The 25,661-nt window shown below is 72.7% G+C and carries 24 protein-coding genes; 8 read left to right on the top strand and 16 right to left on the bottom strand.

Annotated elements, in window-relative coordinates; genetic code table 11:
- Positions 1-277: 277 nt before the first annotated feature.
- The 3 genes from ACFXPX_RS21160 to ACFXPX_RS21150 all read right to left on the bottom strand — a co-directional run bounded on the left by ACFXPX_RS21160 (position 278) and on the right by ACFXPX_RS21150 (position 2,184).
- Entirely contained in the window at positions 278-1,072 is a 795-nt protein-coding gene (locus ACFXPX_RS21160) for a DUF3710 domain-containing protein (RefSeq protein ID WP_375889212.1), read from the bottom strand.
- 69 nt (positions 1,073-1,141) lie between these two features.
- Complete coding sequence (dut, locus tag ACFXPX_RS21155) at positions 1,142-1,609, bottom strand: dUTP diphosphatase (protein ID WP_375889214.1); 468 nt, start codon at positions 1,607-1,609, stop codon at positions 1,142-1,144.
- Positions 1,606-2,184, bottom strand: coding sequence for a PaaI family thioesterase (locus tag ACFXPX_RS21150; protein WP_380642741.1), 579 nt, complete (start codon positions 2,182-2,184; stop codon positions 1,606-1,608). The genes dut and ACFXPX_RS21150 overlap by 4 nt, the downstream gene beginning before the upstream one ends.
- Positions 2,185-2,320: 136 nt before the next feature.
- On the opposite strand from ACFXPX_RS21150, the gene ACFXPX_RS21145 reads away from it, so the two are divergent.
- Positions 2,321-2,770, top strand: coding sequence for a DUF3093 domain-containing protein (locus tag ACFXPX_RS21145; RefSeq protein WP_375889216.1), 450 nt, complete (start codon positions 2,321-2,323; stop codon positions 2,768-2,770).
- A gap of 241 nt (positions 2,771-3,011) precedes the next feature.
- On the opposite strand, the gene ACFXPX_RS21140 is transcribed toward ACFXPX_RS21145, so the two are convergent.
- The 4 genes from ACFXPX_RS21140 to ACFXPX_RS21125 all read right to left on the bottom strand — a co-directional run bounded on the left by ACFXPX_RS21140 (position 3,012) and on the right by ACFXPX_RS21125 (position 7,158).
- Complete coding sequence (locus tag ACFXPX_RS21140; RefSeq protein WP_030057692.1) at positions 3,012-3,311, bottom strand: DUF4193 domain-containing protein; 300 nt, start codon at positions 3,309-3,311, stop codon at positions 3,012-3,014.
- A gap of 506 nt (positions 3,312-3,817) precedes the next feature.
- Positions 3,818-4,801 (bottom strand): acyl-ACP desaturase, encoded by a 984-nt coding sequence (locus ACFXPX_RS21135; protein WP_375889218.1) that lies wholly within the window; start codon positions 4,799-4,801, stop codon positions 3,818-3,820.
- Positions 4,802-5,066: 265 nt separating this feature from the next.
- Complete coding sequence (locus ACFXPX_RS21130) at positions 5,067-6,377, bottom strand: sensor histidine kinase (protein ID WP_375889220.1); 1,311 nt, start codon at positions 6,375-6,377, stop codon at positions 5,067-5,069.
- Positions 6,378-6,504: 127 nt separating this feature from the next.
- Entirely contained in the window at positions 6,505-7,158 is a 654-nt protein-coding gene (locus tag ACFXPX_RS21125) for a response regulator transcription factor (RefSeq protein WP_063349384.1), read from the bottom strand.
- 445 nt (positions 7,159-7,603) lie between these two features.
- On the opposite strand from ACFXPX_RS21125, the gene ACFXPX_RS21120 reads away from it, so the two are divergent.
- Positions 7,604-7,789, top strand: a complete 186-nt coding sequence (locus tag ACFXPX_RS21120) for a hypothetical protein (protein WP_030285471.1) — start codon at positions 7,604-7,606, stop codon at positions 7,787-7,789.
- Positions 7,790-7,926: 137 nt separating this feature from the next.
- On the opposite strand, the gene ACFXPX_RS21115 is transcribed toward ACFXPX_RS21120, so the two are convergent.
- Positions 7,927-8,745 (bottom strand): inositol monophosphatase family protein, encoded by an 819-nt coding sequence (locus tag ACFXPX_RS21115; RefSeq protein ID WP_375889225.1) that lies wholly within the window; start codon positions 8,743-8,745, stop codon positions 7,927-7,929.
- Positions 8,746-8,766: 21 nt separating this feature from the next.
- A complete protein-coding gene (locus tag ACFXPX_RS21110) occupies positions 8,767-9,909 on the bottom strand; it encodes a ferrochelatase (RefSeq protein ID WP_380527134.1) in 1,143 nt (380 codons plus the stop codon).
- Between the two features lie 131 nt (positions 9,910-10,040).
- On the opposite strand from ACFXPX_RS21110, the gene ACFXPX_RS21105 reads away from it, so the two are divergent.
- Together ACFXPX_RS21105 and ACFXPX_RS21100 are read left to right on the top strand one after the other, a co-directional pair.
- Entirely contained in the window at positions 10,041-11,309 is a 1,269-nt protein-coding gene (locus ACFXPX_RS21105) for an MFS transporter (RefSeq protein WP_380527132.1), read from the top strand.
- 123 nt (positions 11,310-11,432) lie between these two features.
- Positions 11,433-12,755 (top strand): D-arabinono-1,4-lactone oxidase, encoded by a 1,323-nt coding sequence (locus ACFXPX_RS21100; RefSeq protein WP_380527130.1) that lies wholly within the window; start codon positions 11,433-11,435, stop codon positions 12,753-12,755.
- A gap of 15 nt (positions 12,756-12,770) precedes the next feature.
- On the opposite strand, the gene ACFXPX_RS21095 is transcribed toward ACFXPX_RS21100, so the two are convergent.
- Positions 12,771-13,634: a hypothetical protein gene (locus ACFXPX_RS21095; protein ID WP_380527128.1), complete on the bottom strand. Its 864-nt coding sequence runs from the start codon at positions 13,632-13,634 to the stop codon at positions 12,771-12,773.
- Between the two features lie 517 nt (positions 13,635-14,151).
- Here ACFXPX_RS21095 and sepH point away from each other — a divergent pair.
- Complete coding sequence (sepH, locus tag ACFXPX_RS21090; RefSeq protein WP_375889239.1) at positions 14,152-15,231, top strand: septation protein SepH; 1,080 nt, start codon at positions 14,152-14,154, stop codon at positions 15,229-15,231.
- Positions 15,232-15,339: 108 nt separating this feature from the next.
- Here sepH and ACFXPX_RS21085 read toward each other — a convergent pair whose 3' ends face one another.
- On the bottom strand, positions 15,340-16,215 hold the full coding sequence (locus tag ACFXPX_RS21085) for a sulfurtransferase (protein ID WP_380642737.1): 876 nt from the start codon (positions 16,213-16,215) through the stop codon (positions 15,340-15,342).
- 166 nt (positions 16,216-16,381) lie between these two features.
- Between ACFXPX_RS21085 and ACFXPX_RS21080 the strand changes: the two genes are divergently transcribed.
- Positions 16,382-17,122, top strand: coding sequence for a VOC family protein (locus ACFXPX_RS21080; RefSeq protein ID WP_380527139.1), 741 nt, complete (start codon positions 16,382-16,384; stop codon positions 17,120-17,122).
- Positions 17,123-17,240: 118 nt separating this feature from the next.
- Here ACFXPX_RS21080 and ACFXPX_RS21075 read toward each other — a convergent pair whose 3' ends face one another.
- The 4 genes from ACFXPX_RS21075 to ACFXPX_RS21060 all read right to left on the bottom strand — a co-directional run bounded on the left by ACFXPX_RS21075 (position 17,241) and on the right by ACFXPX_RS21060 (position 22,779).
- Positions 17,241-17,897 (bottom strand): thymidine kinase, encoded by a 657-nt coding sequence (locus ACFXPX_RS21075; protein ID WP_375889245.1) that lies wholly within the window; start codon positions 17,895-17,897, stop codon positions 17,241-17,243.
- 61 nt (positions 17,898-17,958) lie between these two features.
- Positions 17,959-19,146 (bottom strand): alkaline phosphatase family protein, encoded by a 1,188-nt coding sequence (locus tag ACFXPX_RS21070; protein WP_380527126.1) that lies wholly within the window; start codon positions 19,144-19,146, stop codon positions 17,959-17,961.
- 94 nt (positions 19,147-19,240) lie between these two features.
- On the bottom strand, positions 19,241-19,840 hold the full coding sequence (locus tag ACFXPX_RS21065; RefSeq protein WP_360237602.1) for a DUF5998 family protein: 600 nt from the start codon (positions 19,838-19,840) through the stop codon (positions 19,241-19,243).
- 92 nt (positions 19,841-19,932) lie between these two features.
- Positions 19,933-22,779, bottom strand: coding sequence for a GNAT family N-acetyltransferase (locus tag ACFXPX_RS21060; RefSeq protein WP_380642735.1), 2,847 nt, complete (start codon positions 22,777-22,779; stop codon positions 19,933-19,935).
- Between the two features lie 227 nt (positions 22,780-23,006).
- On the opposite strand from ACFXPX_RS21060, the gene ACFXPX_RS21055 reads away from it, so the two are divergent.
- Together ACFXPX_RS21055 and ACFXPX_RS21050 are read left to right on the top strand one after the other, a co-directional pair.
- Positions 23,007-23,288 carry an HPr family phosphocarrier protein gene (locus tag ACFXPX_RS21055; protein ID WP_375889253.1) on the top strand — a complete coding sequence of 94 codons (282 nt, stop codon included), beginning with the start codon at positions 23,007-23,009 and terminating at the stop codon, positions 23,286-23,288.
- Between the two features lie 143 nt (positions 23,289-23,431).
- Entirely contained in the window at positions 23,432-24,235 is an 804-nt protein-coding gene (locus ACFXPX_RS21050; protein ID WP_380527124.1) for an LAGLIDADG family homing endonuclease, read from the top strand.
- A gap of 41 nt (positions 24,236-24,276) precedes the next feature.
- Here the strand turns inward: ACFXPX_RS21050 and ACFXPX_RS21045 are convergent, their stop codons facing one another.
- The gene (locus ACFXPX_RS21045) at positions 24,277-25,470 is read right to left on the bottom strand and encodes an RtcB family protein (RefSeq protein ID WP_380642733.1); all 1,194 of its coding nucleotides are present in this window, start codon (positions 25,468-25,470) and stop codon (positions 24,277-24,279) included.
- Between the last annotated feature and the right edge of the window lie 191 nt (positions 25,471-25,661).

Genomic DNA, 25,661 nt, shown 5'->3' with positions numbered 1-25,661 from the left:
TGACTTTTGGCACGCTGTTGAGTTCTCAAGGAACGGACGCTTCCTTCGGACCGCCTTCCAGCGGGCCCTCCGGGCGCTTCGTTCTTTCGTGTTTCAAGCTTATCAGATGTTTTCCACTCCGTTTTCCGGAGTTTCATTCATCGGATTCACTTTCCGCTTTGTCGCCCCGGTCTCCCGCGGCGACTCCGGAACTGTACGGGGACCGACCCGCCACATGCAAATCGCCTCCGCCCGCGGTCCGGGCGGAGGCGATCAGCAGTGACGACCGAGGAGGCGGTCAGCGGACCTCGGTGATCTCCGGGCCGCGCGCGAACGGGTCGAGCGAGCCGTAGCGGCCCTCGCCCTCGGGCGCAGCGGCGGCCCCGCCACCGTCGGCGACCATCTGGGCGTCCTCGGGGAGCTTGAGCACGATCGGGTCGCGCGGAGCCATCGGGGTCTCGCCGCGGACGACGACGGTCTGCCGGAAGACCTGCTCCAGGATGCCGGCCATCTCGGGCTGCACGGCGGCCTGGCCCGAGATCACACCGCGGAGGAACCAGCGCGGCCCGTCACAGCCGACGAAGCGCACCAGCTGCACGCCCTGGGTGCCGTCCGGCAGCTGCACCGGGACCTGGGCACGGAGGTGCCAGCCGAGCGGGCCCTCCTCCTCGTCGATCAGACCGCCCTGCGAGGTGATGCCGTTGGCGATCTCCTCGCGGACCTCCCCCCAGATGCCCTCCGACTTCGGGGCCGCGAAGGCCTGGAGCTGGATGGCGCTGTTGCCGAGCACCAGGGTGGCCGCGACGATCGCGTCACCGGCGACCTCGACGCGGAGCTCCATGCCCTCGACGCCGGGGACCAGCAGACCCCCGAGGTCGACCCGTCCCTCCTCCGGCGTCTCCAGCTCGGTGTGGTCCCACGGGCCGTCCGGCCGCGGGGCCGGCGGGAGGCCGACCTTGTCGGCCGGGTCCAGCTCGGTCACGTTCTCGCTCTCGGCGGAACCTTCGACGTCATCGGCCGTCTCGTCGGCGCTGATGGCGTCGTCGGCGAGCTGCTCGACAGCGTCCTCGCTCTTCTGGCGACGACGGAACACGGTCACTGTCCTTCCCGGTCCAAGACCGATGCGAATACCTGCTCGGCTTCCTGCGAGGCCGCGGGAATGCTAGACCGCGGCGTGGCCACCGGTCGACCCGAACCCACCCTCGGCGCGTGCCGACCCCGGCAGCTCGGCCACCTCGTGGAAGCGGGCCTTCTCGACCTGCTGGATGACCAGCTGGGCGATCCGGTCCCCTCGGCGGAAGCTGACCCCCTCGCGCGGGTCCAGATTGACGACGATCACCTTGATCTCTCCACGGTACCCGGCATCGACCGTCCCCGGGGCGTTCACGAGGGCAACTCCGCAACGAGCTGCCAGCCCGGAGCGCGGGTGGACGAAGGCCGCGTAGCCGTCCGGCAGGGCGATGGCGATGCCGGTGGGGAGCACCGCCCGCTCACCGGGGGCCAGCTCGGCGTCGACGGTGGTCCGCAGGTCGGCACCGGCGTCCCCGGGCTGCGCGTACTCGGGCAGCGGCAGCTCGGCGTCGATGCGCCTGATCAGGACGTCCAGCTGCGGACGGGGGGTCTCGCTCAAGGGTTCACCTCAAAGGCTCGTGCGCGCTTCATCAGATCCGGGTCGTCGAGGACCTTCTCGATGTCCTCGGGTCGACCGTGCGAGGTGAAGTGTTCCAGCTTCACCTGGATGAAGAGCGCCTGCGCACGCACGGCGACCGGTCCGTCGGGGCCGCCGATCCGCCCCTCGGCGGCGCTGTAGATCTTGCGGCCGTGCACCCCGGTGATCCAGGCGCGCAGGTGCAGCACCGACTCGACGGGCACCGGGCTGAGGAAGTCGGTCTCCAGCCGGCCGGTCACCGCGGGCGCGTGGAGCAGCCAGTTCAGCGTTCCGAGGGTCTCGTCCATCGCCGTGGTGAGAACCCCGCCGTGGGCCAGCCCGGGGCCGCCCTGGTGCACGTCCCGGACGCTGAACTCGGCGGTGACGTCGAGTCCCTCGCCGGCGACCGCGTCGATCCGCAGTCCGCCGGGGTGCCGGGGGCCGCAGCCGAAGCAGTGCTCGTAGTGGGAGCCGAGGCGGGTGCCGGGGGCGGGCGCCTGGGGGTGGCGCTCCGGGATCACGGCGTCCGGCGGCGGGGTGGTCGGGGTCGGCGGCAACGCGGGCGCCGACCGGTCGGCCGGGGTGGTGGGGGTGGTCGTACCGGTCACGGCTCGCCAGCCTACCCAGGGGTAGCAAGACCTCCGGTGGGGGTGGCGTCCCGAGCCGGGTGTCAGGGCGCCCACAATGGAGGGCATGTACGACGAACGCCTCACGGTGCCTCGCTCCTGGTGGCTGCTCCCGGTCGCAGTCGGTCTGACCCTGGCACTGATCCTGATCCGGGTCAGCGGGCCGGCCGCCCTGGTCGGCCTGGTGGCCGGCATCGCCATCGGCGCGGTGGCGATCAGCAGTTACGGCTCGGCGCGGATCCGCGTGGTGCAGGGCTCGCTGGTGGCCGGGCCGGCCCGGATCCCGGTGGACGCGCTGGGTGCCGCCCACGCGCTGAGCCCCACCGAGGCGGCGGCCTGGCGCGGTCCGAAGGCCGATCCCCGCGCCTTCATGCTGCTGCGCAGCTACGTCCCGACGGCGCTGCGGGTCGAGGTGAGCGATCCGGCCGACCCGACGCCGTACCTCTACCTGTCGACGCGCTCGCCGATGAAGCTGGCCGAGGCCCTGGAGGAGGCCCGGCGCGGCGCCCGTACCTGACCGACGCGCCCGCCGGCCCCTTGAACGGGCCCCGAAAGACCGAGAGGGACGGTTCCGCTGCTGCGGGACCGTCCCTACGACTTTGTCCTGGTCGGCACGTGGCCGACCGACTCCGTCCTCCCGGGTCCGTCCGCCAGGACGGGCCGCGGACCTGCCGTCCGGCCCCGCTGCCCGGGGCCGGAAGGGGCGGTGTGCCGGTGCCGCGGGAGCCACGGGCACCTGGCGCTGTCCGCTGCGGTGCTCAGGCGCCGCAGTCCCGGCAGATCGGGTTGCCGTTCTTCTCGCTGTAGAGCTGGCTGCGGTGGTGGACCAGGAAGCAGCTCATGCAGGTGAACTCGTCCGCCTGCTTGGGCAGGACACGGACGGCGAGCTCCTCGTTCGAGAGGTCGGCGCCGGGAAGCTCCATGCCCTCGGCGGCGTCGAACTCGTCGACGTCGACGGAGCCGCCGCCCTTGTCGTTCCGCCGAGCCTTGAGCTCCTCGATGCTGTCTTCGTTGAGCTCGTCGTCGGTCTTGCGTGGGGTGTCGTAGTCGGTTGCCATTGTCGCTCTCCCCCTCCGGGTTTGTGCGGTGTGTGCGGTATCTCCAGCGCACGTAACGCATGGGGGGTCGGTCTTGTGCCCGACCCGAGGCGGAGATTTTGCCTTACTTCAAGCCCCGTTACTCAATCGACACTCAGCCAGGGCTCCGTTGGGGTGATCCTCCGGGGCGCGAAAGGCCTCACGCAGGGCCATCGTCGACCCCTCGCGCGCCCTCCGAACCGGCGACTCACAGTGAGCGAACCCCGTACAGGTGTCCGTCGAATCCCTTGCCCACCAGGGATGCCGACCAATCCGACGGACCGGCGGCGGGCCGGAATCCGATCACGGACGGCGATCGGCACCCCCGATGGGGTGATCACTCTCCGGGGTCGCCCGGAATCGTGGAGCGACACGGTGTGAGCTTGGTCACGTTCAGAATCTTCCGGGGCAAACCACGGAAAATCCACCCACTCCGCCCCCTCCCTCAGGGGGCGCGACGGCTCGGCGGAAGCGCCCCCGGAGACGTCCTAGCCGGCGTTGCGGCGCGCCTCCCGGCGGGCCAGCAGCGCGGCCTGGCGCTCCTCGAACTTGCGCGCCTGACCGTCCAGCCCGTCCAGGAAGACGCCCAGCTCGTTCTGCGCCAGCAGGCCCTCGGGGCCGAGGCCGTCGATCTCCATCACCCGCAGGTGGCGCAGCACCGGCTGGAGCACGTCGTCGTGGTGGATGCGCAGGTTGTACACCCCGCCGATGGCGATCTGGGCGGCGGCGCGCTCGAAACCGGGGATCCCGTGGCCGGGCATCCGGAAGTCGATCACCACGTCGGCGATGGCGCGCATGGCCTGGTCCGGGGCGAGCTCCAGGGCGGCCTTCAGCAGGTTCCGGTAGAAGACCATGTGCAGGTTCTCGTCGTTGGCGATCTTCGCCAGCAGCTGGTCGCACAGCGGGTCGCCCGCGTACTTGCCGGTGTTGCGGTGCGAGATGCGGGTCGCGAGCTCCTGGAAGGCCACGTAGGCGACCGAGTGCAGCATGCTGTGCGCGTTGTCGGACTCGAAGCCCTCCGACATGTGGGACATCCGGGCCCGCTCCAGCTCCACCGGGTCGACGGCCCGGGTGGCGAGCAGGAAGTCGCGGATGGCTATTCCGTGCCGGCCCTCCTCCGCGGTCCAGCGGTGCACCCAGGTGCCCCAGGCGCCCTCGCGGCCGAACATGGTCGCGATCTCGTGGTGGTAGCTGGGCAGGTTGTCCTCGGTGAGCAGGTTCACCACCAGCGAGACCCGGCCGAGCGGGGTCACCTGGGACTGGTCCAGCGCCCAGGCCTCGCCGCCCAGCACGCCGTCGAAGTCGCGACCCTGGCTCCACGGGACGAACTCGTGCGGCATCCACTCCTTGGCCACGGTCAGGTGGCGGTTGAGCTCCTTCTCGACGACCTCTTCGAGGGCCAGGATCAGCCGCGCGTCGGTCCAGCCGCTCGATCCGAGCGAGGGGCTGCTCTGCACAGGGGCGATGGTCACGGGCTGCTCCTGGGGACGGATACACGCGCTGGACGGGCGCGTTGGGCGGGCACGCGTCGTGTCGGAGCCGTCGGCGGACGAACCGGCGGACGCACTTACGGTTGCGTAGGTTACGACACCGTAAGTTGCTGGGGCCGGAAAAGACAAGCCGCCCCCGCCAGGCCTTATGTCGTCTTGACGGTCTGGCGGGGGCGGCCGGGAACGGTCGCCCACGGAACGCGGCAGCGTCCGGGGCCGAGAGGGCGCAGAACGGCCCCAGGGGCGGCTACGGGGACGGAATCCGCACCCGCATGGTGAGGCCGCCCCCGGAGCGCGGGGTGGCCTCGATGGTGCCGCCGTGGGCGCGCACCACCGAGCGGACGATGGACAGGCCCAGACCGACCCCCTTGTCGCTGCGGGTGCGGTCGGCGCCCTTGATCCGGCGGAACGGCTCGAAGATGTGCTCCAGCTCGTACCCGGGCACCACCGGGCCGGTGTTGGAGACCACCAGCTCGCCGCCGCCCGGCACGGTGGCGGTGGCCAGCTCGACCCAGCCGCCCGCGGTGTTGTAGCGGACCGCGTTCTGCAGCAGGTTGAGCGCCAGCCGCTCCAGCAGCACGCCGTTGCCCGCGACCACCGCCGGGTCGAGCCTGGAACGCAGCTCCACCTCCCGCTTGTCGGCCTCGCCCCGGGTCTGCTCCAGCGCCCGGGTGGCCACCTCGGACAGCTCCACGGCGCGCCGGTCGGTGAGTTCGTTCTCGCTGCGGGCGAGCAGCAGCAGGCCCTCGACCAGCTGCTCGCTGCGCTCGTTGGTGGCCAGCAGGGTCTTGCCGAGCTGCTGGAGGTCGGGCGAGGCGGCCGGGTCGGAGAGCTGGACCTCCAGCAGGGTCCGGTTGATCGCCAGCGGGGTGCGCAGCTCGTGCGAGGCGTTGGCGACGAAGCGGCGCTGGGAGTCGAAGGAGCGGTCCAGCCGGTCCAGCATGTCGTCGAAGGTGTCGGCGAGCTCCTTGAGCTCGTCGTCCGGGCCGTCCAGCTCGATCCGGCGGTGCAGGTCGGAGGAGGCGACGTCACGGGCGGTACGGGTGATCCGGCCGAGCGGGCGCAGCACCCGGCCGGCCATCGCGTAGCCGGCCGCGAAGGCGATCACGGCGAGGCAGACCAGCACGGTGAGCAGCTTGCGCAGCAGGGTGTTGAGCGCCGCGGCGGCCTGGATGGACTTGTTGTCGTTCAGCCACTGGTCGAGCGCGTTCTGGTTGGTCAGGACCTGGCCGTCCGGGGTGAGCACGGAGATGCCCGGTCCGGTGAGCCTCAGGTGCGGCTGGCCGACCTCCTGGAGCGACTGCTGGACGAAGAAGTACATGACCAGCAGCAGGACCACGCCGGCCATCAGGAACATGCCGCCGTAGAGCAGGGTGAGCCGCATCCGGATGGTCGGGCGGAACGGCAGCCAGGCGAGCAGGCCGTCACCGGGGACGTAGGTCTCGGGCTGGTGCGGACGGGACTGGCGGGGCGGGTGCACGGGCTTGGGCGGAACGGCTCGCGGGCCGCCGGCGGGCGCGCCGGAGGGCCCGCCGGCCGGGGGCGGCGGGGTGGTCATGATGGTCCTCTCGGGCGTCCGCCGGGGGCGGGCGCTGGGTACGGCGGGGGATCCTCGGGGGCGGATCCCGGGGCGGAGTCCGGCGGGCCGGACTACGGGGGGACGGACTCCGGGGGGCGGGTCCCGGTCAGATCCGGTAGCCGGAACCGGGCACGGTGACGATCACCGGCGGGTCGCCGAGCTTGCGGCGCAGCGTCATCACGGTGACCCGCACGACGTTGGTGAACGGGTCGGTGTGCTCGTCCCAGGCCTTCTCCAGGAGCTGCTCGGCCGAGACGACGGCGCCGCCGGCCCGCATCAGCACCTCCAGGACGGCGAACTCCTTGGGGGCGAGCTGGACGGTGCGCCCCTCCCGGATCACCTCGCGCCGGCCGGGGTCGAGCGAGATCCCGGCCCGTTCCAGCACCGGGGGCAGCGGGACGGTCGCGCGACGGCCCAGCGCCCTTACCCGGGCGACGAGTTCGCTGAAGGCGAACGGCTTCGGAAGGTAGTCGTCGGCGCCGATCTCCAGGCCCTCGACCCGGTCGCTGATGTCGCCGGAGGCGGTCAGCATGATCACCCGGGTGGCCAGGCCCTGCTCGACCACCTTGCGGCAGACGTCGTCGCCGTGGACCAGCGGGAGGTCGCGGTCCAGGACCACCACGTCGTAGTCGTTGACCGCGATGCGCTGGAGCGCGGCCTCCCCGTCGTACACCACGTCGACGGCCATCGCCTCGCGGCGCAGGCCGGTCGCGACAGCCTCGGCGAGCAGCTGCTCGTCCTCGACGACGAGAACCCGCACGGTCGTTGTCCCTTCTCCAGGCCGGCCCCGGAAGCGGACGCACGGCTCCGACGGTGGCTCCATCCTGCCTGGTCCTGCGGTAAAGCAGCGATAAGCTGCCCCTCGGGCAGGAGGCCCGGGGCCCTCGGCGGTGACCGTTCGTGTCGGGAGAACTCCGCTTGGACTGTGACACGGGCAACTTTCTTCCGCCGGGAGGTTTCCCGGCTCCCCGGGCGGGGAGGACAGCTGCACACCCGCGATCTGGCTGTTGGCCGATCGCACCCACCCGCCGTGCGTTCATCCGCGCCGGCCCTGGGGCTGGGAATTCACCGGGAGCGGCCGAAGGGCCGTCTCCGCGCCCGACCGGAGATCCACCACTCGTCGGACCGGGCGCATTCACCGGCTGGACCCTCCTCGGGGCGGAGAGCGCACGACCGTGCACGTCCGACACAGTAAGGGGGCCCGTATGGACGCCTTCAAGGCCGGAATCCTGCAGCGCATAGCCAACGCCGAGCAGGACCTGCACCGCGCGATCGAGGCCGGGGACGAGTTCCTCGCCGAGGTGGAGCAGTCCGAGCTGGACGACCTCCGTCGTCTGGCCGCCGAGCACGGTGTGGACACCGTGCTGGACCGCCACCGCACCGCCGCCTGACCCGACGCCGGCACTCCGGCACCAGCGGCCCTGCGGGGGCCGTGCGAAACCCCAAGGCCCTGGCATCCCCCGTGTGCCAGGGCTCTTCTCATGTCCGGAGGGTTCTCACCGGGGCCCTCCGGATTCGCGGGCCCTGGTCAGTCCGCCCAGGCGCGCAGCGCGGCCAGCCGCTCCTGCAGGGGCTGGTACACGCCCGGGGCGGCGGCCACGGTCAGCTCGCCGTCCGGGCCGTGCCCGGGGCGGCCGCCGACCAGCGCACCGGCCTCGGTGGCGATCAGGCAGCCGGCCGCGCGGTCCCAGGGGGCGAGGCCCCGCTCGTAGTAGCCGTCCAGCCGCCCGGCGGCCACGTCGCACAGGTCGACGGCGGCCGCCCCGGCCCGGCGGACGTCCCGCACCTCGGGCATCAGGGCCAGCAGCACCTCGGCCTGGCGCACCCGCACCGGCTGGACGTAGTTGAAGCCGGTGGCGATCAGCGCCTGGCCCCAGGGCGGGGCCGGGCGGGTCGAGACCGGCCGGCCGTCGAGGTGGGCGCCGCGGCCCAGCACGGCGTGGAACAGCTCACCGCGGGCCGGGGCGTACACCACCCCGACGACGGCCCGGCCGTCCACCTCGGCGGCCACGCTGACCGCCCAGGAGGGCAGCCCGTACAGGTAGTTGACCGTGCCGTCGAGCGGGTCGACGACCCAGCGCACCCCGCTGGTGCCGGGCCGCTCGGCGCCCTCCTCGCCCAGGTAGCCGTCCTGGGGGCGACGCTCGGCGATCAGCTCCACGACGAGCTTCTCGGAGGCGAGGTCCATCTCGGTGACCACGTCGACCGGGCTGCTCTTGGTGCCGGCCACGCCGAGGTCGGCGGGGCGGCCGTCGCGCAGCAGGGCGCCGGCCCGCCGAGCCGCGTCCAGGGCCACCTCCAGCAGGTCGTCGAGGAGCCGGTCGTCGGGCTGGGCGGGGGTGGGCACGGGATTCTCCTCCGGAAGGGGTCAGCGCTCGGCGGCGGCCGGGCGCGGGGCGCGCGGGTTGGGGCAGCAGGCCACCGCGCACACGTCGTGGCTGGGGCCGAGGGTGCCGAGGGCGCAGCGGGTCACGCCCTCACCGCGTTCGACGGCGGCCCGCTCCAGGACGAGCTCGCGCACCGCGGCCGTGAACCGCGGGTCGGCGCCGACGGTGGCCGCGCGGGAGACCGGCAGGCCCAGTTCGGCGGCCTTGGCGACGGCCTCGGTGTCGAGGTCGTACTTGACCTCCATGTGGTCGGAGACGAAACCGATCGGGACCATCACCACGGCCGGCGCGCCGTCGGCGTGCTGGGCCTCCAGGTGGTCGCAGATGTCCGGTTCCAGCCACGGGGTGTGCGGGGCGCCGCTGCGGCTCTGGAACACCAGCTGCCACGGCCGGTCGGCCACGCCGGTGCGCTCGGCGACGGCCGCGGCGATCAGCCGGGCCACGTCCAGGTGCTGGGCGACGTAGGCGCCGCCGGGGGTGCCCCGGGCCGGGTCGTCCGGGGCGCCGGAGGTCTCGGCCATCGCGTCCGGGATGGAGTGGGTGGTGAAGGCCAGCCGGGCACCGGGCCGGACGGCCTCGGGCAGCTCGGCCAGGGCGGCCAGGGCGGCGTCGATCATCGGCTCGACGAAGCCGGGGAGGTGGTAGAAGTGCCGCAGCTTGTCGACGGTCGGTACCGGGACGCCCTCCTCGGCGAGGACGGCCAGCGCGTCGGCCAGGTTCTCCCGGTACTGGCGGCAGCCCGAGTAGCCGGCGTAGGCGCTGGTGGCGAGCACCGCGATCCGGCGGTGGCCGGCCCCGGCCATCTCCCGCAGGGCGTCCACCAGGTACGGGGCCCAGTTGCGGTTGCCCCAGTACACCGGCAGGTCCAGCCCGTGCTCGGCGAAGTCCTTGCGCAGGGCGGTGAGCAGCTCCCGGTTCTGCTCGTTGATCGGGCTGACGCCCCCGAACAGGAAGTAGTGCTTGCCCACCTCCTTGAGCCGTTCCTTGGGGATGCCGCGGCCCCGGGTGACGTTCTCCAGGAACGGGACGACGTCCTCGGGGGCCTCGGGCCCGCCGAAGGACAGCAGCAGCAGGGCGTCGTACGGGGCGGCGCCGGAGGCGGAGGGTTTGCGCGCGTCGGACATGGCACCGATCCTGCCACTGAGGGGCCGGGCACCGGCGCCGGGGCCGCGCGGGCGTCCGGAAAATACCGTTTGCCAACGTACGTAAGCTGTCTAGACCAGACTTGTTCCTTACCCCCCTGCCCGGAGCTCCCGTGCTGTCCAGCTACCGCCGAATATTCGCCGCGCCCGGCACCGTGGCCTTCTCCTCCACCGGTTTCGTCTCCCGGCTGCCGATCTCGATGACCGGCATCGGCATCGTGACCATGCTGTCCCAACTGCGCGGCTCGTACGGCGTGGCCGGACTGGTCTCGGCGGCCCTGGCCGTCTCCGCGGCGGTCCTGGGCCCCCAGGTCTCCCGCCTGGTGGACCGGCACGGCCAGGCGAGGATCATCGTCCCGGCCATGGCCCTGACCATCGGCTCCGTCGTCGGCCTGCTGCTCTGCGCCCGGCTGGGCGCCCCGGACTGGACGCTGTTCGTGTTCGCCGCCGGCATGGGCGTGATGCCGAGCACCGGCGCCATGGTCCGCGCCCGCTGGGCGCACCTCTACCGCGAGGACCCCGACCGGCTGCACACCGCCTACTCCTTCGAGGCCGTGGTCGACGAGGTCTGCTTCATCGTCGGCCCGATCCTCTCCATCGGCCTGGCCACCTCCGTCTTCCCGGAGGCCGGCGTGCTGCTCGCCGGGGTCTTCCTGACCGTCGGTGTGCTGCTGTTCGCCGGCCAGCGCTCCACCGAGCCCCCGGTCCACGAGGCCGCCCGGCACCAGGGCAGCTCGGTGATCCGCAACCGCGGCCTCCAGGTGCTGATCCTCACCTTCGTCGCCACCGGCGCGATCTTCGGCTCGGTCGAAGTGGTCACCGTCGCCTACTCCGAGGCCCAGGGGCACAAGTCGGTCTCCAGCGTGATCCTCGCCCTGTGGGCGCTCGGCTCCTGCGCGGCCGGGGTGGTGTTCGGCGCGGTCAAGCTCACCGGCTCGATGGCGAAGCGCTTCTTCCTCGGCGTGCTGTTCATGGCGCTCAGCATGGTGCCGATCCTGCTGGTCGCCCACGCCGTGCACGGCATCGGCGGACTCGTCGCGGTCGGCGCCGCCCTGCTCGTCGCCGGCATCGCCATCTCCCCCACCCTGATCACCGCGATGGCCCTGGTCGAACGGCTCGTCCCGGCCGCCCAGCTCACCGAGGGCATGACCTGGACCACCACCGGCCTGGCCCTCGGCGTCGCGGTCGGCTCCTCCGCCGCGGGCTGGGTGATCGACGCCTCCGGCGCCGCCGCCGGCTACTGGGTCCCGCTCACCGCCGGCGTGCTCGGCGCCCTCGCCGCCCTGGCCGGACTCGGCCGGCTGCGCGCCGGACTCGACGCCCAGCAGCCCACCGACCAGGCCGGCGGAACGCCCGGCCGACCCGTAGACGTCGAACGGTGAACTGACTAATCTCGCCCTACCCGCGGCCCTTACCCGCGGGTAGGGCCTGTCTCCCGGGATCCGACGGACCAGGCCGCACCGGACCGCGCCGACCCGATCGGCCACGGAGCAGGAGGCAGCGCAATGCCCCAGGCCAGCACCGCGACCCCCACCCGGTGGACCAACTGGGCCGGCAACCAGAACGCCCGGCCGGCCCGGACCGCCACCCCCGGCACCGCGGCGGAACTGGCCAGGGAGATCGCCCGCGCCGCCGACCAGGGCCGCAGCGTCAAGGCCGTCGGCTCCGGCCACTCCTTCACCGCCATCGCCTCGCCCGGCGACGGCCTGCTGATCCGGCCGCACGCCCTCACCGCCGTCCGCGGGCTCGACCGCGAGGCCGGCACCGTCACCGTCGAGTCCGGCCTCCCGCTCAGCCGCCTCAACCGGCTGCTCGCCGCCGAGGGCCTCTCCCTCACCAACATGGGCGACATCGAGGTCCAGACCGTCGCCGGCGCCACCAGCACCGGCACCCACGGCACCGGCCGCGACTCCGGCTCGCTCGCCGCCCAGATCCGCGCCGTGGAGATCGTGCTCGCCGACGGCAGCGTCCGGCACTGCTCCCCCACCGAGAACCCCCGGCTCTTCCAGGGCGCCCGGCTCGGCCTCGGCGCCCTCGGCGTGATCACCGCCCTCACCTTCGGCGTCGAACCGGCCTTCCTGCTCACCGCCCACGAGCAGCCGATGACCTTCGACGAGGTGCTGGAACGCCTCGACGACCTCACCGCCGTCAACGAGCACTTCGAGTTCTACTGGTTCCCGCACACCGACCGCTGCGCCACCAAGCGCAACAACCGCAGCCAGGGACCGGCCGCCCCGCTGCCCCGGTTCAAGGAGTGGCTGGAGGACGACTTCCTCTCCAACACCGTCTGGGAGGGCGCCTGCCGGGTCGGCCGCCGCTTCCCCGGCGCCGTGCCCTCGATCGCCTCGCTCGCCAGCCGCGCCTGGTCCGACCGCAGCTACACCGACACCGCGTACAAGGTGTTCACCAGCCCGCGCAAGGTCCGCTTCCTGGAGATGGAGTACGCCGTCCCGCGCGCGGCCGTCGCCGGGGTGCTGCGCGAACTGAAGGCCCTGGTCGAACGCTCCGACTGGAAGGTCAGCTTCCCGGTCGAGGTGCGCTTCGCCCCCGCCGACGACCTCTGGCTCTCCACCGCCTCCGGCCGGGACAGCGCCTACATCGCCGTCCACCTCTACCGGGGCACCCGCGACCAGGGCTACTTCACCGGCGTGGAACAGCTGATGACCGCCCATCAGGGCCGCCCCCACTGGGGCAAGCTGCACACCCGCGACGCCGAGTACCTGGCGGGCGTCTACCCGCACTTCGAGGACTTCACCGCCCTGCGCGACGAGGTCGACCCCCGGCGCGTCTTCGGCAACGACTACCTGCGGCGGGTACTGGGGGCCTAAGTTCGACGACCGGCTCTAAGGAGTCGCGGTGGCGGGCGGGGGCGGGGGCACCGTCGCGTTCGCCGGGGCGTTGCTCGGCACGGGCGGCTGCGGCGTGGCCTCACCGGTGGGCCTGCCCGAGCCGCCCGCCGACGGCGAGGCACCGGCCGACGGGCTCGCACCGGGGCCCGCCGAGGGAGAGGCGCTCCCGCTCGCGCCGGTGCCCGGGGTGGCGGTCGGCTCCCGACCCGGCCGCGTCGTCGCCGGGGCCGAGGCTCCGCCGGACGGCGCGTCCTGCGAGCCGCGCCCGGTGGACGGGCGCTGCGACGGGACGTCCTGCGGCGGCGGGTCCTTGCGCGTCACCGTGCCGCCGAAGGACGTCCCGTCGCCCGACCGGCCCTTCACCGTCGCCGACACCGGCTGGCCGGTGGCCAGCTCGAACGCCACGATCGGCGTCATCGCCAGGACGAAGACCAGACCGGAGACCGCCGCGTAGCCCCGCCAGCCCAGCCGCCGGCGCGCCCGCACCACCTGCGGCGCGTTCCACTCCGAGGTGAGCACCGGCGGCCCGGCCGGCTCGTGCGCCGCGTACTGAGCCGGGTGCTCCTGCTCCGCGGGCGCCTGGCGCAGGCCGTTCACCGTCTGGTTCGGCCCGCGGTCCACCGCGTCGCGCAGCTGCTCGCCGGTCCGCCGGAACACGTGCTGGAACACCGCACCGCCGGTGGTGGCCCCGATGCTGACCACCGCGGCGCCCATGATCGTTCCGTACACGCCGAGTTCGGAGGCGAGCAGCGCGCCCACCACCGCGGCCAGCGCGCTCGCCACGACCTGAGCCACACTCAGATCGATCCGCTTGCGCTCCTCCTTGCCGCCCTCCTCGGCGGGGCTCCGCTCCGGCATCAACATCCCTCGGTCCGTACGACTGCAACTCGAACAAGCCTCTCCATCTTGCCCAAAGAAGGACACAAGGGACGAAAATGCGGTTCTCCGCTCCCGGATTGTGTGAAGATGATCACCGTTCATCCGCCGGTGGTCCGCCGTTGGGGGCGCGCGCTCTTGAGATTCCCGTGAATCGCGGGAGACTTGAGCGGCGAGCCGCCCCTCCGGATGCCACGAATGGAGTACTGTTCGTAAAGCCCGAGCCTTGGGTCGACTTGTCGACTGTGCCTTCACCGGCAGCTTGACGAAGAGCCACTGAGCGGGCACGCACGGCGACGCCGGTCCCGGATCGTCGCGAACACTCCGCGTGCGAGGACGGCCGGGGCACCCAGACGCGACGTCGACGGATGACGTGGCAAAAAGGCAACCGTGCCACAGCGGTGTGGCCGGGCGTAAGCCCGACACGCCGGGGAACTCAGCAAGGTTGTGGCCAGTCGCGAGTGGGCAGGCCACACTCAGTACGGGAGCAGCGACGCAGGTGACGTCGGCAGGCACAACCCGGGAGGTGACCGTGCCCGAACTGCGGGTTGTGGCCGTCAGCAACGACGGCACACGGCTGGTGCTCAAGGCTGCCGACAGCACGGAGTACACCCTCCCCATCGACGAGCGGCTGCGCGCGGCCATCCGCGGCGACCGGCCGCGCCTCGGCCAGATCGAGATCGAGGTCGAGAGCCACCTCCGCCCCCGGGACATCCAGGCCCGGATACGAGCCGGAGCCTCCGCCGAGGAGGTCGCCCAGGCCGCCGGCATCTCCGTCGACCGGGTCCGCCGCTTCGAGGGGCCGGTCCTCGCCGAACGCGCCTTCATGGCCGAGCGCGCCCGCAAGACCGCGATCCGCCGCAACGGCGAGTCCCCCGGGCCGCAGCTCGGCGAGGCCGTCGCCGAGCGGCTCGCCCTGCGCGGCGCCGAGAAGGACACCGAACGCTGGGACTCCTGGCGGCGCGACGACGGCACCTGGGAGGTCATCCTCTCCTACCGCGCCGACGGCGAGGGCCGCAGCGCGTCCTGGACGTACGACCCGCCCCGGCGCCTGGTCCAGCCCAACGACGACGAGGCCCGCGCGCTGATCGGCGAGACGGTCGAGCGCGAGGAGGACTCGGTCTTCCCGTTCATCCCGCGGATCGCCCGGCTCCCCCAGGACCGGCCGCCCCGCCCGATGATCGACCGGCCCTCCGCCGACCGCATCATGTCGGCCCGCGAGGTCCGCGAGTCGCGCGAGGCCACCGCCGACTCCCGGGACTCGCTGACCAGCCTGCTCGACGTCGTCCCGGCCTTCCGCGGCGACCTCGCCGTCGGCGGCCCCGCCCCGATCGAACCGGTGCCCGCCGAGGTCGCCGAGGAGACCGAGGAGCCGGCCGCGGCCGCCGCCCCGGCGGTCGGCGCGGGCTCCGCCTACGCCGACATCCTGATGCCGCGCGCCGTCGCCCCGCACCGCGAACGCCTGGTCGGCACCACCGACCGGCAGGCCGAGGCGGACGGCGTCCGGCCCGGCCGCCGGGCCACCGTGCCCAGCTGGGACGAGATCGTCTTCGGCAGCCGGCGCAAGAAGCAGGAGTAGCGCACCGACAGTGCTGCGGGGGGCCGGCCGAGCCGGCGCCCCGCAGCACTGTGTGGCCGTCAGAAGACCTTGCCGCAGAACGGGTGCCCGCTCAGCCCGGCCGGTCGGTCAGCCCGGCTGGTCGGTCACCGCCACCGGGCGGCCCGGGTCGCTCGACCACTCGCTCCACGAACCCGGGTACAGCACCGCGTCCAGGCCCGCCGCCTCCATCGCCAGGATCTGGTGCGCCGCCGTCACGCCCGAACCGCAGTACACCGCGACCTCGCGCTCCCCCGCGCCCAACGCCCGGAACCGGGCCAGCAGTTCGGCCGCCGGGCGGAACCTCCCGTCCGGGCCCACGTTCTCGGCGGTCGGCGCCGACACCGCGCCCGGGATGTGTCCGGCCCGCGGGTCCACCGGCTCGCTCTCGCCCCGATAGCGCTCCCCCGACCGGGCGTCCAGCAGCAGACCGCTGCGCGCCCGGGCCGCGGCAGCGTCCGCCTCCAGCGTCGGCAACTGCCCCGGCACGGGCTTGAAGTCGCCCTCCGCCGGCTCCGGCAGCTCCGCCGTCACCGGCAGCCCGGCCGCCCGCCAGGCCGCGAAGCCGCCGTCCAGCACCCGGACGTCCGGGTGCCCGGCCCAGCGCAGCAGCCACCAGGCCCGCGCCGCCGCCATCGACGCCGCACCGTCGTACACCACGACCGGACGCCCGGAGCTCACCCCGAACCCGCGCATCGCCGCGCCGAACTCCTCCGGATCCGGCAGTGGGTGGCGCCCGCCCCGGCCCGGAGCGCCGGGCGGGGCCGCGAGATCCCGGTCCAGCTCGACGAAGTGGGCACCGGGCAGGTGCCCGGCCCGGTACTCCTCGGCCGCGGTCGGGCCGCCCGGCGCGGCACCGACCAACTGGTAGCGCACGTCCAGCAGCACCGGCGGCCGCGCGGAGGCGAGCGCCTCCCGCAGCTCGGCCGCGGAGATCAGCGGGGAACCGTCGTTGAAGGTGGTCATGCCGGCCATTGTCGCGCAGCGCGCCCGAACCGCGGCTCTTTGTGCGCTCTTTGCCGGACTTTCCGCGCGGGTCGAGGGTTGGGCGCGCGCCAGGGTGGAAGCATCACCCTCGCGCGCCCGGATCTCCGTGCGCCGAACACCCGTGAGGAGGCCCGCATTGCCCGCGGTGGAACTCCGACTGGCCCAGGGCACACCCTGCTGGGTCAGCCTGCTGACCGACGACCTGCCCGGCGCGCGCGCCTTCTACGGCGAGCTGCTCGGCTGGACGTACTCCCCCGGGCCCGGCCAACTCGGCGCCTACGTCCGGGCCGAGCTCGACGGCACCCCCGTCGCCGGCCTCGGCGTCTCCAGCACCACCGGCTTCCCGGTGCAGTGGACCACCTACTTCGCCGTGGACGACGCCGACCGCACCGCCCAACTGGTGCGCGAGTGCGGGGGCACCGTCGCGGTCGGGCCGCTGCAGGCCGACGACGCCGGGCGGATGGCCGTCGCCGCCGACCTCTCCGGAGCCGTCTTCGGCCTCTGGCAGGCCGAGCAGCACCTCGGCCGGGAGGCCGGGATGGACCCGGGCGGGCCCGCCTGGGCCGAACTGCTCACCCCGGACGCCGACGGCGCCGCCGCCTTCTACGGCACGGTGCTCGACCGGCCGGTCCGGCCCACCGCCGACGAGAGCGCGCTGCTGGTGCACGGGCGCCCGGTCGCGGGCATCCGCCACCGCGCCGACCTGCGCGGCCACCCGCCGCGCTGGCGCACCCACTTCGCCGTCCGGGACGCCGAGCTGACCACCCGTCACACCGTCGAACTCGGCGGCCGGGTCCTGGTCGAACCGCACGACACCGCCCGCGGCCGGGCCGCCCGACTGGCCGACCCGCAGGGCGGGCACTTCTCGGTGCTCGAAGCCCTGTGACTCGCCCACTCGCCTCCGGGGCGCTCGGACCCGGCGCCGACGGTCGTCGCTCCGGCGCTCGTCCCCCGCTTGTCGCTCCTCGCTTTCGGCACCGGCGCACCCCTTCGGCTCGGGGCGGTTAGACCTGCTGCTCCTCGAAGGGCAGCACGTCCGGGGAGAGCACCGAGGCGCGGGCGGTCGCGGCGGTCATCCGGCGGCGGTGGTGGCGGCGGCACAGCACCTCGTAGCCGATCTCGTCCTCGCTCACCGAGATGTCGCCGATCACCACCTGGGCGCCCTCGACCACCATCACGCCGCCGACCGTACGGGCGTTGTGGGTCGCCCGCGCGCCGCACCAGCAGAGCGCCTCGACCTGGAGCACCTCCACCCGGTCGGCCAGCTCGATCAGCCGCTGCGAACCGGGGAACAGCCGGGTCCGGAAGTCGGTGGTGATGCCGAAGGTGTAGACGTCGATGTCCAGCTCGTCCACCACCCGGGCCAGTTGGTCCACCTGCTCGGCGGCGAAGAACTGGGCCTCGTCGCAGATCAGGTAGTCCACCCGGCCGCCCGCCGAGAGCCGCTGCACCACGTGGCCGTGGAAGTCGAAGTCGTCCGTCACCTCGACCGCGTCGGCGCGCAGGCCCAGCCGGCTGGAGATGGTGGCGGCGCCGGCCCGGTCGTTGCGGGTCAGGATGACGCCCTGCCGGCCGCGCGCGGCGTGGTTGTGGTCCATCTGCAGCGCCAGCGTCGACTTGCCGCAGTCCATCGTGCCCGAGAAGAACACCAGTTCAGCCATGGGTGGAGCAAGGGCCTTTCACATCAAGGGGGTTCGGGCGCGAAGGGGTCAAGGGGCCGCCTCAGCCCCGGACTTCGAGCAGCGGCACGAACTGTTCGACCGGAGTCATCGAGCCGTGCAGGCCGATCATCGCGGACTCGCCGGGCTCGTTGCGGGAGGCGACGATCGCGATGTCGTCGCGCGCCGCGGCGACCACGTCGCCGATCCGCCGGTACACCCGCTCGTCGACGGTCGGGCCGAACCAGCCCGCCGCGATCGCCTCGTCCCGGGTGGCCACCCACATCCGGTCGCCCAGCACCTCACTCCAGACCGTGTGCACGTCGGCCGCGGCGCCCGGCACCGCGTACACGTGCCGGGCCCGGCCCTCGCCGCCCAGCAGGGCGACACCGGCACCGAGCTCCCAGTCCTCGTCGAAGTCGATCCGGTCCTCGGGGGCGACGTCGATCATGCCGTGGTCGGCCGTCACGTACATCGCCGACCGCGGCGGCAACTGCTCGGCCAGCCGGCGGGCCAGCCGGTCCACCGCGTCCAGCGTCATCCGCCACTCGTCGGAGTCCACCCCGAAACGGTGGCCGGCGCCGTCCAGCTCGCTGACGTAGGTGTACACCAGCGCCCGGTCGTGCTCGGCCAGCCAGGAGGCGGCCAGGTCCATCCGCTCCTCGCCGGTGGTACGGCCCAGGAAAGTCCCGCCGGACAGCGCCACCCTGGTCAGCGGGGTCTGGGCGAACAGCGGGGAGGACACCTGGGCGGTCGCCACCCCGGCCCGGTGGGTCTGCTCGAACACCGTCGGGTACGGCTGCCAGACCTTCGGGTCGGTGTGCGGCTGCCAGCGCAGCTGGTTCATCAGGTAGTCGGTGCCCGGCACCGCCACCGTGTACCCGGCCAGGCCATGCAGGCCGGGCGGCGTGCCCGTGCCGACCGAGGCCAGCGAGGTCGCGGTGGTCGACGGGAAGCCCGCGGTCAGCGGCCGGCCGGAGCCGCCCAGCGAGCTCCCGGCCAGCGAGGACAGGAACGGCGCGTACTCGGGGTGGCGCAGCAGCAGCTCCCAGCCCAGGCCGTCCACCAGGAAGACCACCGCCCGGTCGGCCGGGGCGATCGGCAGCGTCGCGGTGAACCCCGGGACGCCCAGGCCCGCCGCCACCGAGGGCAGCAGGTCGCAGAGCGAGCCGCTGCCGTACGGCGGCGCGGGGGCGTCGGCCGGGTCGAGGATCTCGAAGGCGTCGTAGCCGTCGGAGGGTGCGAAGGACATGGAACCGGATTCGTAGCGGGCGGGACCGCGGGCGGGCGCGCGATCGGGAACGGCGGGGCTCGGTGGCCGGGCGCGACGGGGCCCGGCCGGGACCTCAGACCCGCGGGCCGTTGTCGATCGTCGCGTCGGACAGCGCCCGGGCGAACAGCAGCGCCTGGGCCACCGTCTCCGGACCGTCCCCGGCCTCGCTCACCCGCAGCGAGAGGTCGTCGGCCGTCGCCGAACCGGTGTAGCCGTGGTCGGCCTCGCAGTTCGGGTCCGAGCAACCGGCCGGCTCCAGGTCCAGGCGCTGCACCGCGCCCCAGCCGATGGTCAGCACCACCTCGCGCGGCAGCGTCCCGGGCGTGTACGTCTCCGGGTTCGCCACCATCCGGCTCAGCACGACCGAGCCGATCCGGTCCAGCCGGACACTCTCCGTCGAGGTGGTGGCGAACGGCACGGCGGGGCTGCCCGCGTCACCCGACTGCTCGTCGGTGTGGCTCACCACGAACCGGGTCGGGGTCAGCACCAGCACCGTCACGTGCCGGCGCACCTCGTTGGAGTCGAAGGTCGTCTCCTGGTGCACCAGGTAGGAGCTGATCGGCTCCGGGCCCACCGCGGACTCGACCGCCTCGGACACCAGGGCCGGGTAGTAGCCGCTGCGCTCGATCGCCGAGCGCAGGTCCTGAGTGGTGGTGGTACCGGTCTTCGCCATAACTCCATCCTGGCATGGTCCGCCGACGAAGCGGGCGGCACGGCGCCGAGCTTCGGACATCAGCGCCCACGGGCAGGCGCAACCAAGGAAGATTACAGGGTGCTCATCGCGCGCGGGCCCAGATCGCTGCGGACGGGCAGCGGGGCGACCCGCACCCGCGCCCCCAGGATCGCCAGCCCGTGCGGGGCGACGACCACCGGTTCGAGATCCACCGAGGCGATCTCCGGTACGTCGTCCACCAACTGCGACACCCGCAGCAGCAACTCCTCCAGCGCGGCGGTGTCCACCGCCTCGGCGCCCCGCCAGCCGAACAGCAGCGGCGCCGCCCGCACCTCGCGGATCAGACCGGCGACGTCCTGGTCGGTGGCCGGGACGAGGCGGTGGGCCACGTCACCGAGCAGCTCGGCCGGGGCACCGGCCAGGCCGAAGGACAGGATCGCGCCGACGGCCGGATCGACCGTGGCACCGATCACGGTGTCCACGCCGCGCGGGGCCATCCGCTGCACCACCAGCTGGGCACCGGCCGCGCCGCCGAGCAGGGCGTCCAGCTCGCGGTGGGCGCGGCGCAGGCCCTCCTCGCCGGTCAGGTCCAGCCGGACGCTGCCCAGGTCGGGGCGGTGGCGCAGGTGCGGGGCGGTCGCCTTCAGGGCCACCGGGTAGCCGAGCTGCTCGGCGGCCCGGACGGCCTCCCGCTCGTCGGGGGCGGCCAGCGTGGGCGAGACGTCGACACCGTAGCGGGCCAGCAGCAGCCGGGCCTCGGAGTCGGACAGGGTGATCCGGGCGCCGCCGGGCTGGGTACGGGCGGCGACCGCGGTGCGGGTGCTGAGCGCCGCGTCCACCAGGGCGCGGGCGCCGGGCTCGTCGATCCGGTCCAGGTCGGGGACGCGCGCCGTCTCCTCCGCCGCGGCGGTGCGGCGGCGCCACTGCGCGTAGTGCACGGCGTGCGCGAGGGCGCGCACGGCCCGCTCGGGCGCCGCGTAGGCCGGGATCCCGCCCGGGCGCAGCCGGGTCGGCAGGTCGGTCAGGGCCAGGTGGGCCAGCACCAGGGGCTTGCCCAACTCCCGTGCCCGCTCGCCCGCTTCGAGCAGACCGGTGGCGATCTCCGGATCGTCCGAGCCCATCTCGGGGTCGTCCGGGCCGGTCAGCCGGCCGCCCATGAAGGCGTGCGCGGAAGTGCCGATCGGCGGGATGGCGACGGCGATCACCGCGTCCACGGCCGGGTCGCCGAGCGCGACGTCCAGGGCGATCCGGAAGTTCTCGCCGGTCGCCGCGGTGGTGAGGTCGACCGGTGTGCACGGGCGCAGCCCGGCGCTCAGGCAGGCGTCGTAGGTGAGCAGGCCCAGCGAGTCGGAGTTGCCGACCACGGCGACCCGGTCACCGGGCGGCAGCGGCTGCTGGGCGAGCAGCTCACCGGTGTCGAACAGCTCGGTGATGGTCGCCACCCTGGTGACCCCGGCCTGTTCGAACAGCGCGTCCACGGTGGCATCGTGCAGGCCGGTGGCGGTGGCCGGGACGGCGTGGCCGGGCGGCAGGCTGCCGGTGTGGCGGGCGCCCTTGACCACCACCACCGGCTTGGCGGTGGCCAGTCGGCGCGCGATCCGGGTGAACTTGCGGGGGTTGCCGAAGGACTCCAGGTACAGCAGCACCACCTCGGTGGCCTCGTCCTCGGCCCAGTACTGCAGGAAGTCGTTGCCGGAGACGTCCGAGCGGTTGCCGACCGAGGCGAAGGAGGAGACCCCGAGGCCGCGCCGGTGGGCGGACTCCAGCAGGGCCACGCCGATCGCCCCGGACTGGCAGAAGATCCCGAAGCCGCCGCGGTCCGGCAGGTGCGGGGCGAGCGAGGCGTTCAGCGGGTGGTCGGGGTCGGTGTTGATCAGGCCGAAGGCGTTCGGGCCGATCACCCGCATGCCCGCCGCGCGGGCCTGGCGCACCAGGGCGCGCTGGCGGTCGCGGCCCTCCGGGCCGGTCTCGGCGTAGCCGGCGGTGACCACCACCAGGCCCTGCACGCCGTGCGCGCCGCACTCGGCGACGGCCGCCGGGACGACGCTCTCGGGGACGGCGATCACCGCGAGGTCCACCGGCCCGGGAATGTCCAGAATCGAGCGGTGCACCGGGACGCCGTCCAGCTCGGTGCCGGGCGGGGCGCTGCGGTTCACCGCGTAGACGGTGCGCGGGGCGCCCTTGGTCTCGTACCGGCTCTCGAACTCGGTGTCGAAGCTGCCGAGCAGGTCGCGCAGCAGGGCCCGGCCGACGGTCTGCGGATTGCGGGAGACGCCGATCACCGCCACCGAGCGCGGGGTCAGCAGCCGCTGCACCGAGCGGGCCTCGGCGCGGTGCTCGCGGGCGCGCATCACGGCGAGTGAGCGGTCGGTCTGTTCGAGGGCGAACTCCAGGTGCACCACGCCGTCGGCGAAGCTGCGGCGCTGGGTGTAGCCGGCGTCGGTGAAGACCTTCACCATCTTGCGGTTCTCCGGCAGCACCTCGGCCTGGAAGCGGCGGATGCCCCGCTCCTGGGCCACCGCCGCGATGTGCTCCAGCAGCGCGGAGGCCACGCCGCGGCCCTGGTGGGCGTCCTGGACGAGGAAGGCGACCTCGGCGTCGGTGCCGTGCTCGGAGGGGCGGCCGTCGGCGTCGATCCGGTCGTAGCGGACGGTCGCGATGAAGTGGTCCCGGACCACCACGGCGAGGCCGACCCGGTTCACGAAGTCGTGGTGGGTGAAGCGGCGCACGTCCTTGTCGGAGAGCCGCGGGTAGGGGGCGAAGAAGCGGAAGTACTTGGACTGGTCGGAGACCTGTTCGTAGAACTCCACCAACCGCCCGGCGTCGCCGGGGGTGATCGGCCGGATCCGGGCCGTGCCGCCGTCGCGCAGCAGGACGTCGGCTTCCCAGTGCTGCGGATAGTCGGGTTGCGCGGGGTTCGCCACCGCGGGGTCTTCCACATTCGTCAGGTTATCCGGCGGCGAGCCGAATGGCGCCGGGCGCGTGCCCACGGCAGGGTGGACAGGGCCGCTGGCCGGGCCTTATGCCCCGAAAAGAAACAATCACAAGTCCCGAACGCGGCGCCTCGCAGGGGTTGCCTGCGTGCAACACTGGTCTAGACAACACGGTCGTTCCCCCCGCTCGCCCGAGCACGGCCGTGACCAGCTTCACCGGAAAGGCACGTCTCATGGCTGAGCGCCGCGTCACCATCGGTTGGGCCGAGGGCCTGCACGCCCGTCCCGCCTCCGTCTTCGTCCGGGCCGTCACGGCCACCGGCGTGCCGATCACCATCGCCAAGCCCGGCGGCAACCCCGTGAACGCCGCCTCCATGCTCGGCCTGCTCGCCCTGGGCGCCCAGGGCGGCGACGAGGTCATCCTGGCCTCCGACGCCCCCAACGCCGACGAGGCCCTCGACCGCCTCGCCAAGCTCGTCGCCGAAGGCCTCGACGAGCTCCCGGCCGCGGCCTGAGCCCACGCAACACACGCGAAGAGCCCGGCGGTGCCTAGCACTGCCGGGCTCTTCTGTTCGCGGAATCGGTCGTATCCACACCATTGAGCGAACTGGTGGTCATTCGATCCTCTCGAACGACGGATCGCACTGATGCTCTCGGCATGACGTTCTTCGACCTCGAACGACCCGAGCACGCCTACATGTTCGCCTTCCTCCAGGCGGACGGACACCTCACCGAACAGTCCCGCAACCGCGGTCGACTCTCCGTGGAACTCGCCACACGGGACGCCCCGATCCTGGAGGAGTTCCAGCGGCTCTGCCCGTACAACAGCACCATCAGCTACCGGACGCGCGCAACGAACTTCAAGGCGGAGCACGCCTCAGTGATGTGGACCGTCTACGCTCGAGAGTTCCGCGAGGAATTGCAGGCGCTCGGCCTGCCAGCGGGGCGGAAGTCCGACATCATTGCGCCGCCGCACATGCCGCTCTCCGAGCGCGACTACCTTCGGGGGCTGATTGACGCCGACGGCTCGACGGGACGGACCTCACAGAATCTCCCCTTCGTCAGCCTCACGACCCAGAGCGACGCCATCGCCACGTTCGTCCATGGCTACCTGGACGGCCTCACCGGCACTCGACGCACATTCCGACGGAACAAGCGGGACGGGATCTTCAACCTCTTCTACTCCAGGGAAGAGGCGGTGGCTATCCTCAGCCACATCTACTACCCCGACTGCATGGCACTACACCGCAAGAAGGCCGCAGCCGCAGAAGCAGCGATGTGGGTCAGACCCTCGGGCGTGAGGCGCATGATCAAGCGCAGCTGGACCAAAGCCGAAGATGACGTCCTCATGGCAGCACCCAGCATCAAGGCAGCAGCAGAACAGCTCGGCCGCACCGAGAAGAGCTGCAATATCCGCCGATGGCGCCTCAATGGCTGCCAGTCACGAAGGATAGCTTCGTAGATGAGGCGCCCGGGAACGGTTCCGGGCGCCTCAACATTTGGTCAGCCCTTCACGCAGACCATCTGCTTGAGGTGGGCGACCACCTCGACCAGGTCCTTCTGCTGCTCGATGACCTTCTCGATGGACTTGTAGGCGCCCGGGATCTCGTCCACCACGCCGCTATCCTTGCGGCACTCCACACCCTTGGTCTGCTCAGCCAGGTCGCGCGTGGTGAACCGCTTCTTCGCGGCGGTGCGGCTCATCTTGCGGCCGGCGCCGTGCGAGGCGGAGTTGAACGACGCAGCGTTGCCCAGGCCGCGGACGATGTAGGAGCCCGTCCCCATCGAGCCCGGGATGATCCCGAGGTCGCCGGAGCCGGCCCTGATCGCACCCTTGCGGGTCACCAGCAGGTCGACGCCGTCGTAGCGCTCCTCCGAGACGTAGTTGTGGTGGCAGCTGATCACCTCCTCGAAGGTGACCTGCGCCTTGGCGAACTCGCCCCGGACAACGTCCTGGAAGAGCGCCATCATCAGGGCACGGTTGTGCTTCGCGTACTCCTGCGCCCAGAAGAGGTCCTGGCGGTAGTCGGCCATCTCTGGGGTCTTCGCGAGGAAGACCGCCAGATCGCGGTCGACCAGCCCCTGGTTGTGCGACAGAGAGCGGGCGACGGTCATGTGGTGCTCCGCCAGCTCCTTGCCGATGTTGCGCGACCCGGAGTGCAGCATCAGCCACACCGAATCGGACATATCTACACAAACCTCCGCAAAATGATTCCCCGAGCCGAGCGTTCCCATCTGCTGCATCGCCCGCTCGCGGCGCCACTTGACGTCCTCCGCGATGTCGTCGAAGCGGTGCCAGAAGTCGTCCCAGCCCTCCGTGCGGAAACCGTGCAGCGTGGTCGGGTCGACCGGGTCGGTGTGGAGGCCGCGGCCGACCGGGATGGCCTGCTCGATCTTGGAGCGCAGGGCGGAGAGGTCGTCCGGGAGGTCCTTGGCGGTGAGGGAGGTCTTCACCGCGCTCATCCCGCAGCCGATGTCGACGCCGACCGCCGCCGGGCAGACCGCGTCCTTCATGGCGATGACGGAGCCGACCGTCGCGCCCTTGCCCAGGTGGACGTCCGGCATCACGGCCAGGCCGTGCAGCCAGGGCAGGGAGCTGATGTTGCGCAGCTGCTGGAGGGCCGCGCCCTCGACCGTCGCCGGGTCGGTCCACATCCGGATCGGGACGCGGATGCCGGGAACTTCGGTGTACGACATGGGTGAACGACCTCCAGAGGTCGGGTAGTTCGGGGAAGGAATTGCCGCGCGAAAGAGAATCCCGGTGCGGCTCGGGGAAGTTCGGGGACGGGTGCGCTCAGGCAGCCGTGGCGAGGCATGGGAGATACGGCCTCGGGGAGCGTCGTCGTATGGCTTGCTCGACCCGCATGGTGACCGCCTCCCTTCGCTGC

This window comes from Kitasatospora sp. NPDC059146, assembly GCF_042786665.1.
In the GTDB taxonomy this organism is placed as follows: domain Bacteria; phylum Actinomycetota; class Actinomycetes; order Streptomycetales; family Streptomycetaceae; genus Kitasatospora.
The sequence above is the reverse complement of the archived record's forward strand: the minus strand, read 5'-3'. Positions and strand labels throughout refer to the sequence as shown.

Bases quoted from the DNA above. Each gene is read 5' to 3' on its own strand.
- ACFXPX_RS21120 (WP_030285471.1), top strand. From the start codon at position 7,604: ATGGACGCCTTCAAGGCCGGAATCCTGCAGCGCATAGCCAACGCCGAG.
- ACFXPX_RS21085 (WP_380642737.1), bottom strand. From the start codon at position 16,215: ATGACCACCTTCAACGACGGTTCCCCGCTGATCTCCGCGGCCGAGCTG.
- ACFXPX_RS21055 (WP_375889253.1), top strand. From the start codon at position 23,007: ATGGCTGAGCGCCGCGTCACCATCGGTTGGGCCGAGGGCCTGCACGCC.
- ACFXPX_RS21045 (WP_380642733.1), bottom strand. From the start codon at position 25,470: ATGTCGTACACCGAAGTTCCCGGCATCCGCGTCCCGATCCGGATGTGG.
- ACFXPX_RS21075 (WP_375889245.1), bottom strand. From the start codon at position 17,897: ATGGCTGAACTGGTGTTCTTCTCGGGCACGATGGACTGCGGCAAGTCG.
- ACFXPX_RS21145 (WP_375889216.1), top strand. From the start codon at position 2,321: ATGTACGACGAACGCCTCACGGTGCCTCGCTCCTGGTGGCTGCTCCCG.
- ACFXPX_RS21050 (WP_380527124.1), top strand. From the start codon at position 23,432: ATGACGTTCTTCGACCTCGAACGACCCGAGCACGCCTACATGTTCGCC.
- ACFXPX_RS21095 (WP_380527128.1), bottom strand. From the start codon at position 13,634: ATGCCGGAGCGGAGCCCCGCCGAGGAGGGCGGCAAGGAGGAGCGCAAG.
- ACFXPX_RS21110 (WP_380527134.1), bottom strand. From the start codon at position 9,909: ATGTCCGACGCGCGCAAACCCTCCGCCTCCGGCGCCGCCCCGTACGAC.
- ACFXPX_RS21100 (WP_380527130.1), top strand. From the start codon at position 11,433: ATGCCCCAGGCCAGCACCGCGACCCCCACCCGGTGGACCAACTGGGCC.
- ACFXPX_RS21140 (WP_030057692.1), bottom strand. From the start codon at position 3,311: ATGGCAACCGACTACGACACCCCACGCAAGACCGACGACGAGCTCAAC.
- ACFXPX_RS21130 (WP_375889220.1), bottom strand. From the start codon at position 6,377: ATGACCACCCCGCCGCCCCCGGCCGGCGGGCCCTCCGGCGCGCCCGCC.
- ACFXPX_RS21065 (WP_360237602.1), bottom strand. From the start codon at position 19,840: ATGGCGAAGACCGGTACCACCACCACTCAGGACCTGCGCTCGGCGATC.
- ACFXPX_RS21070 (WP_380527126.1), bottom strand. From the start codon at position 19,146: ATGTCCTTCGCACCCTCCGACGGCTACGACGCCTTCGAGATCCTCGAC.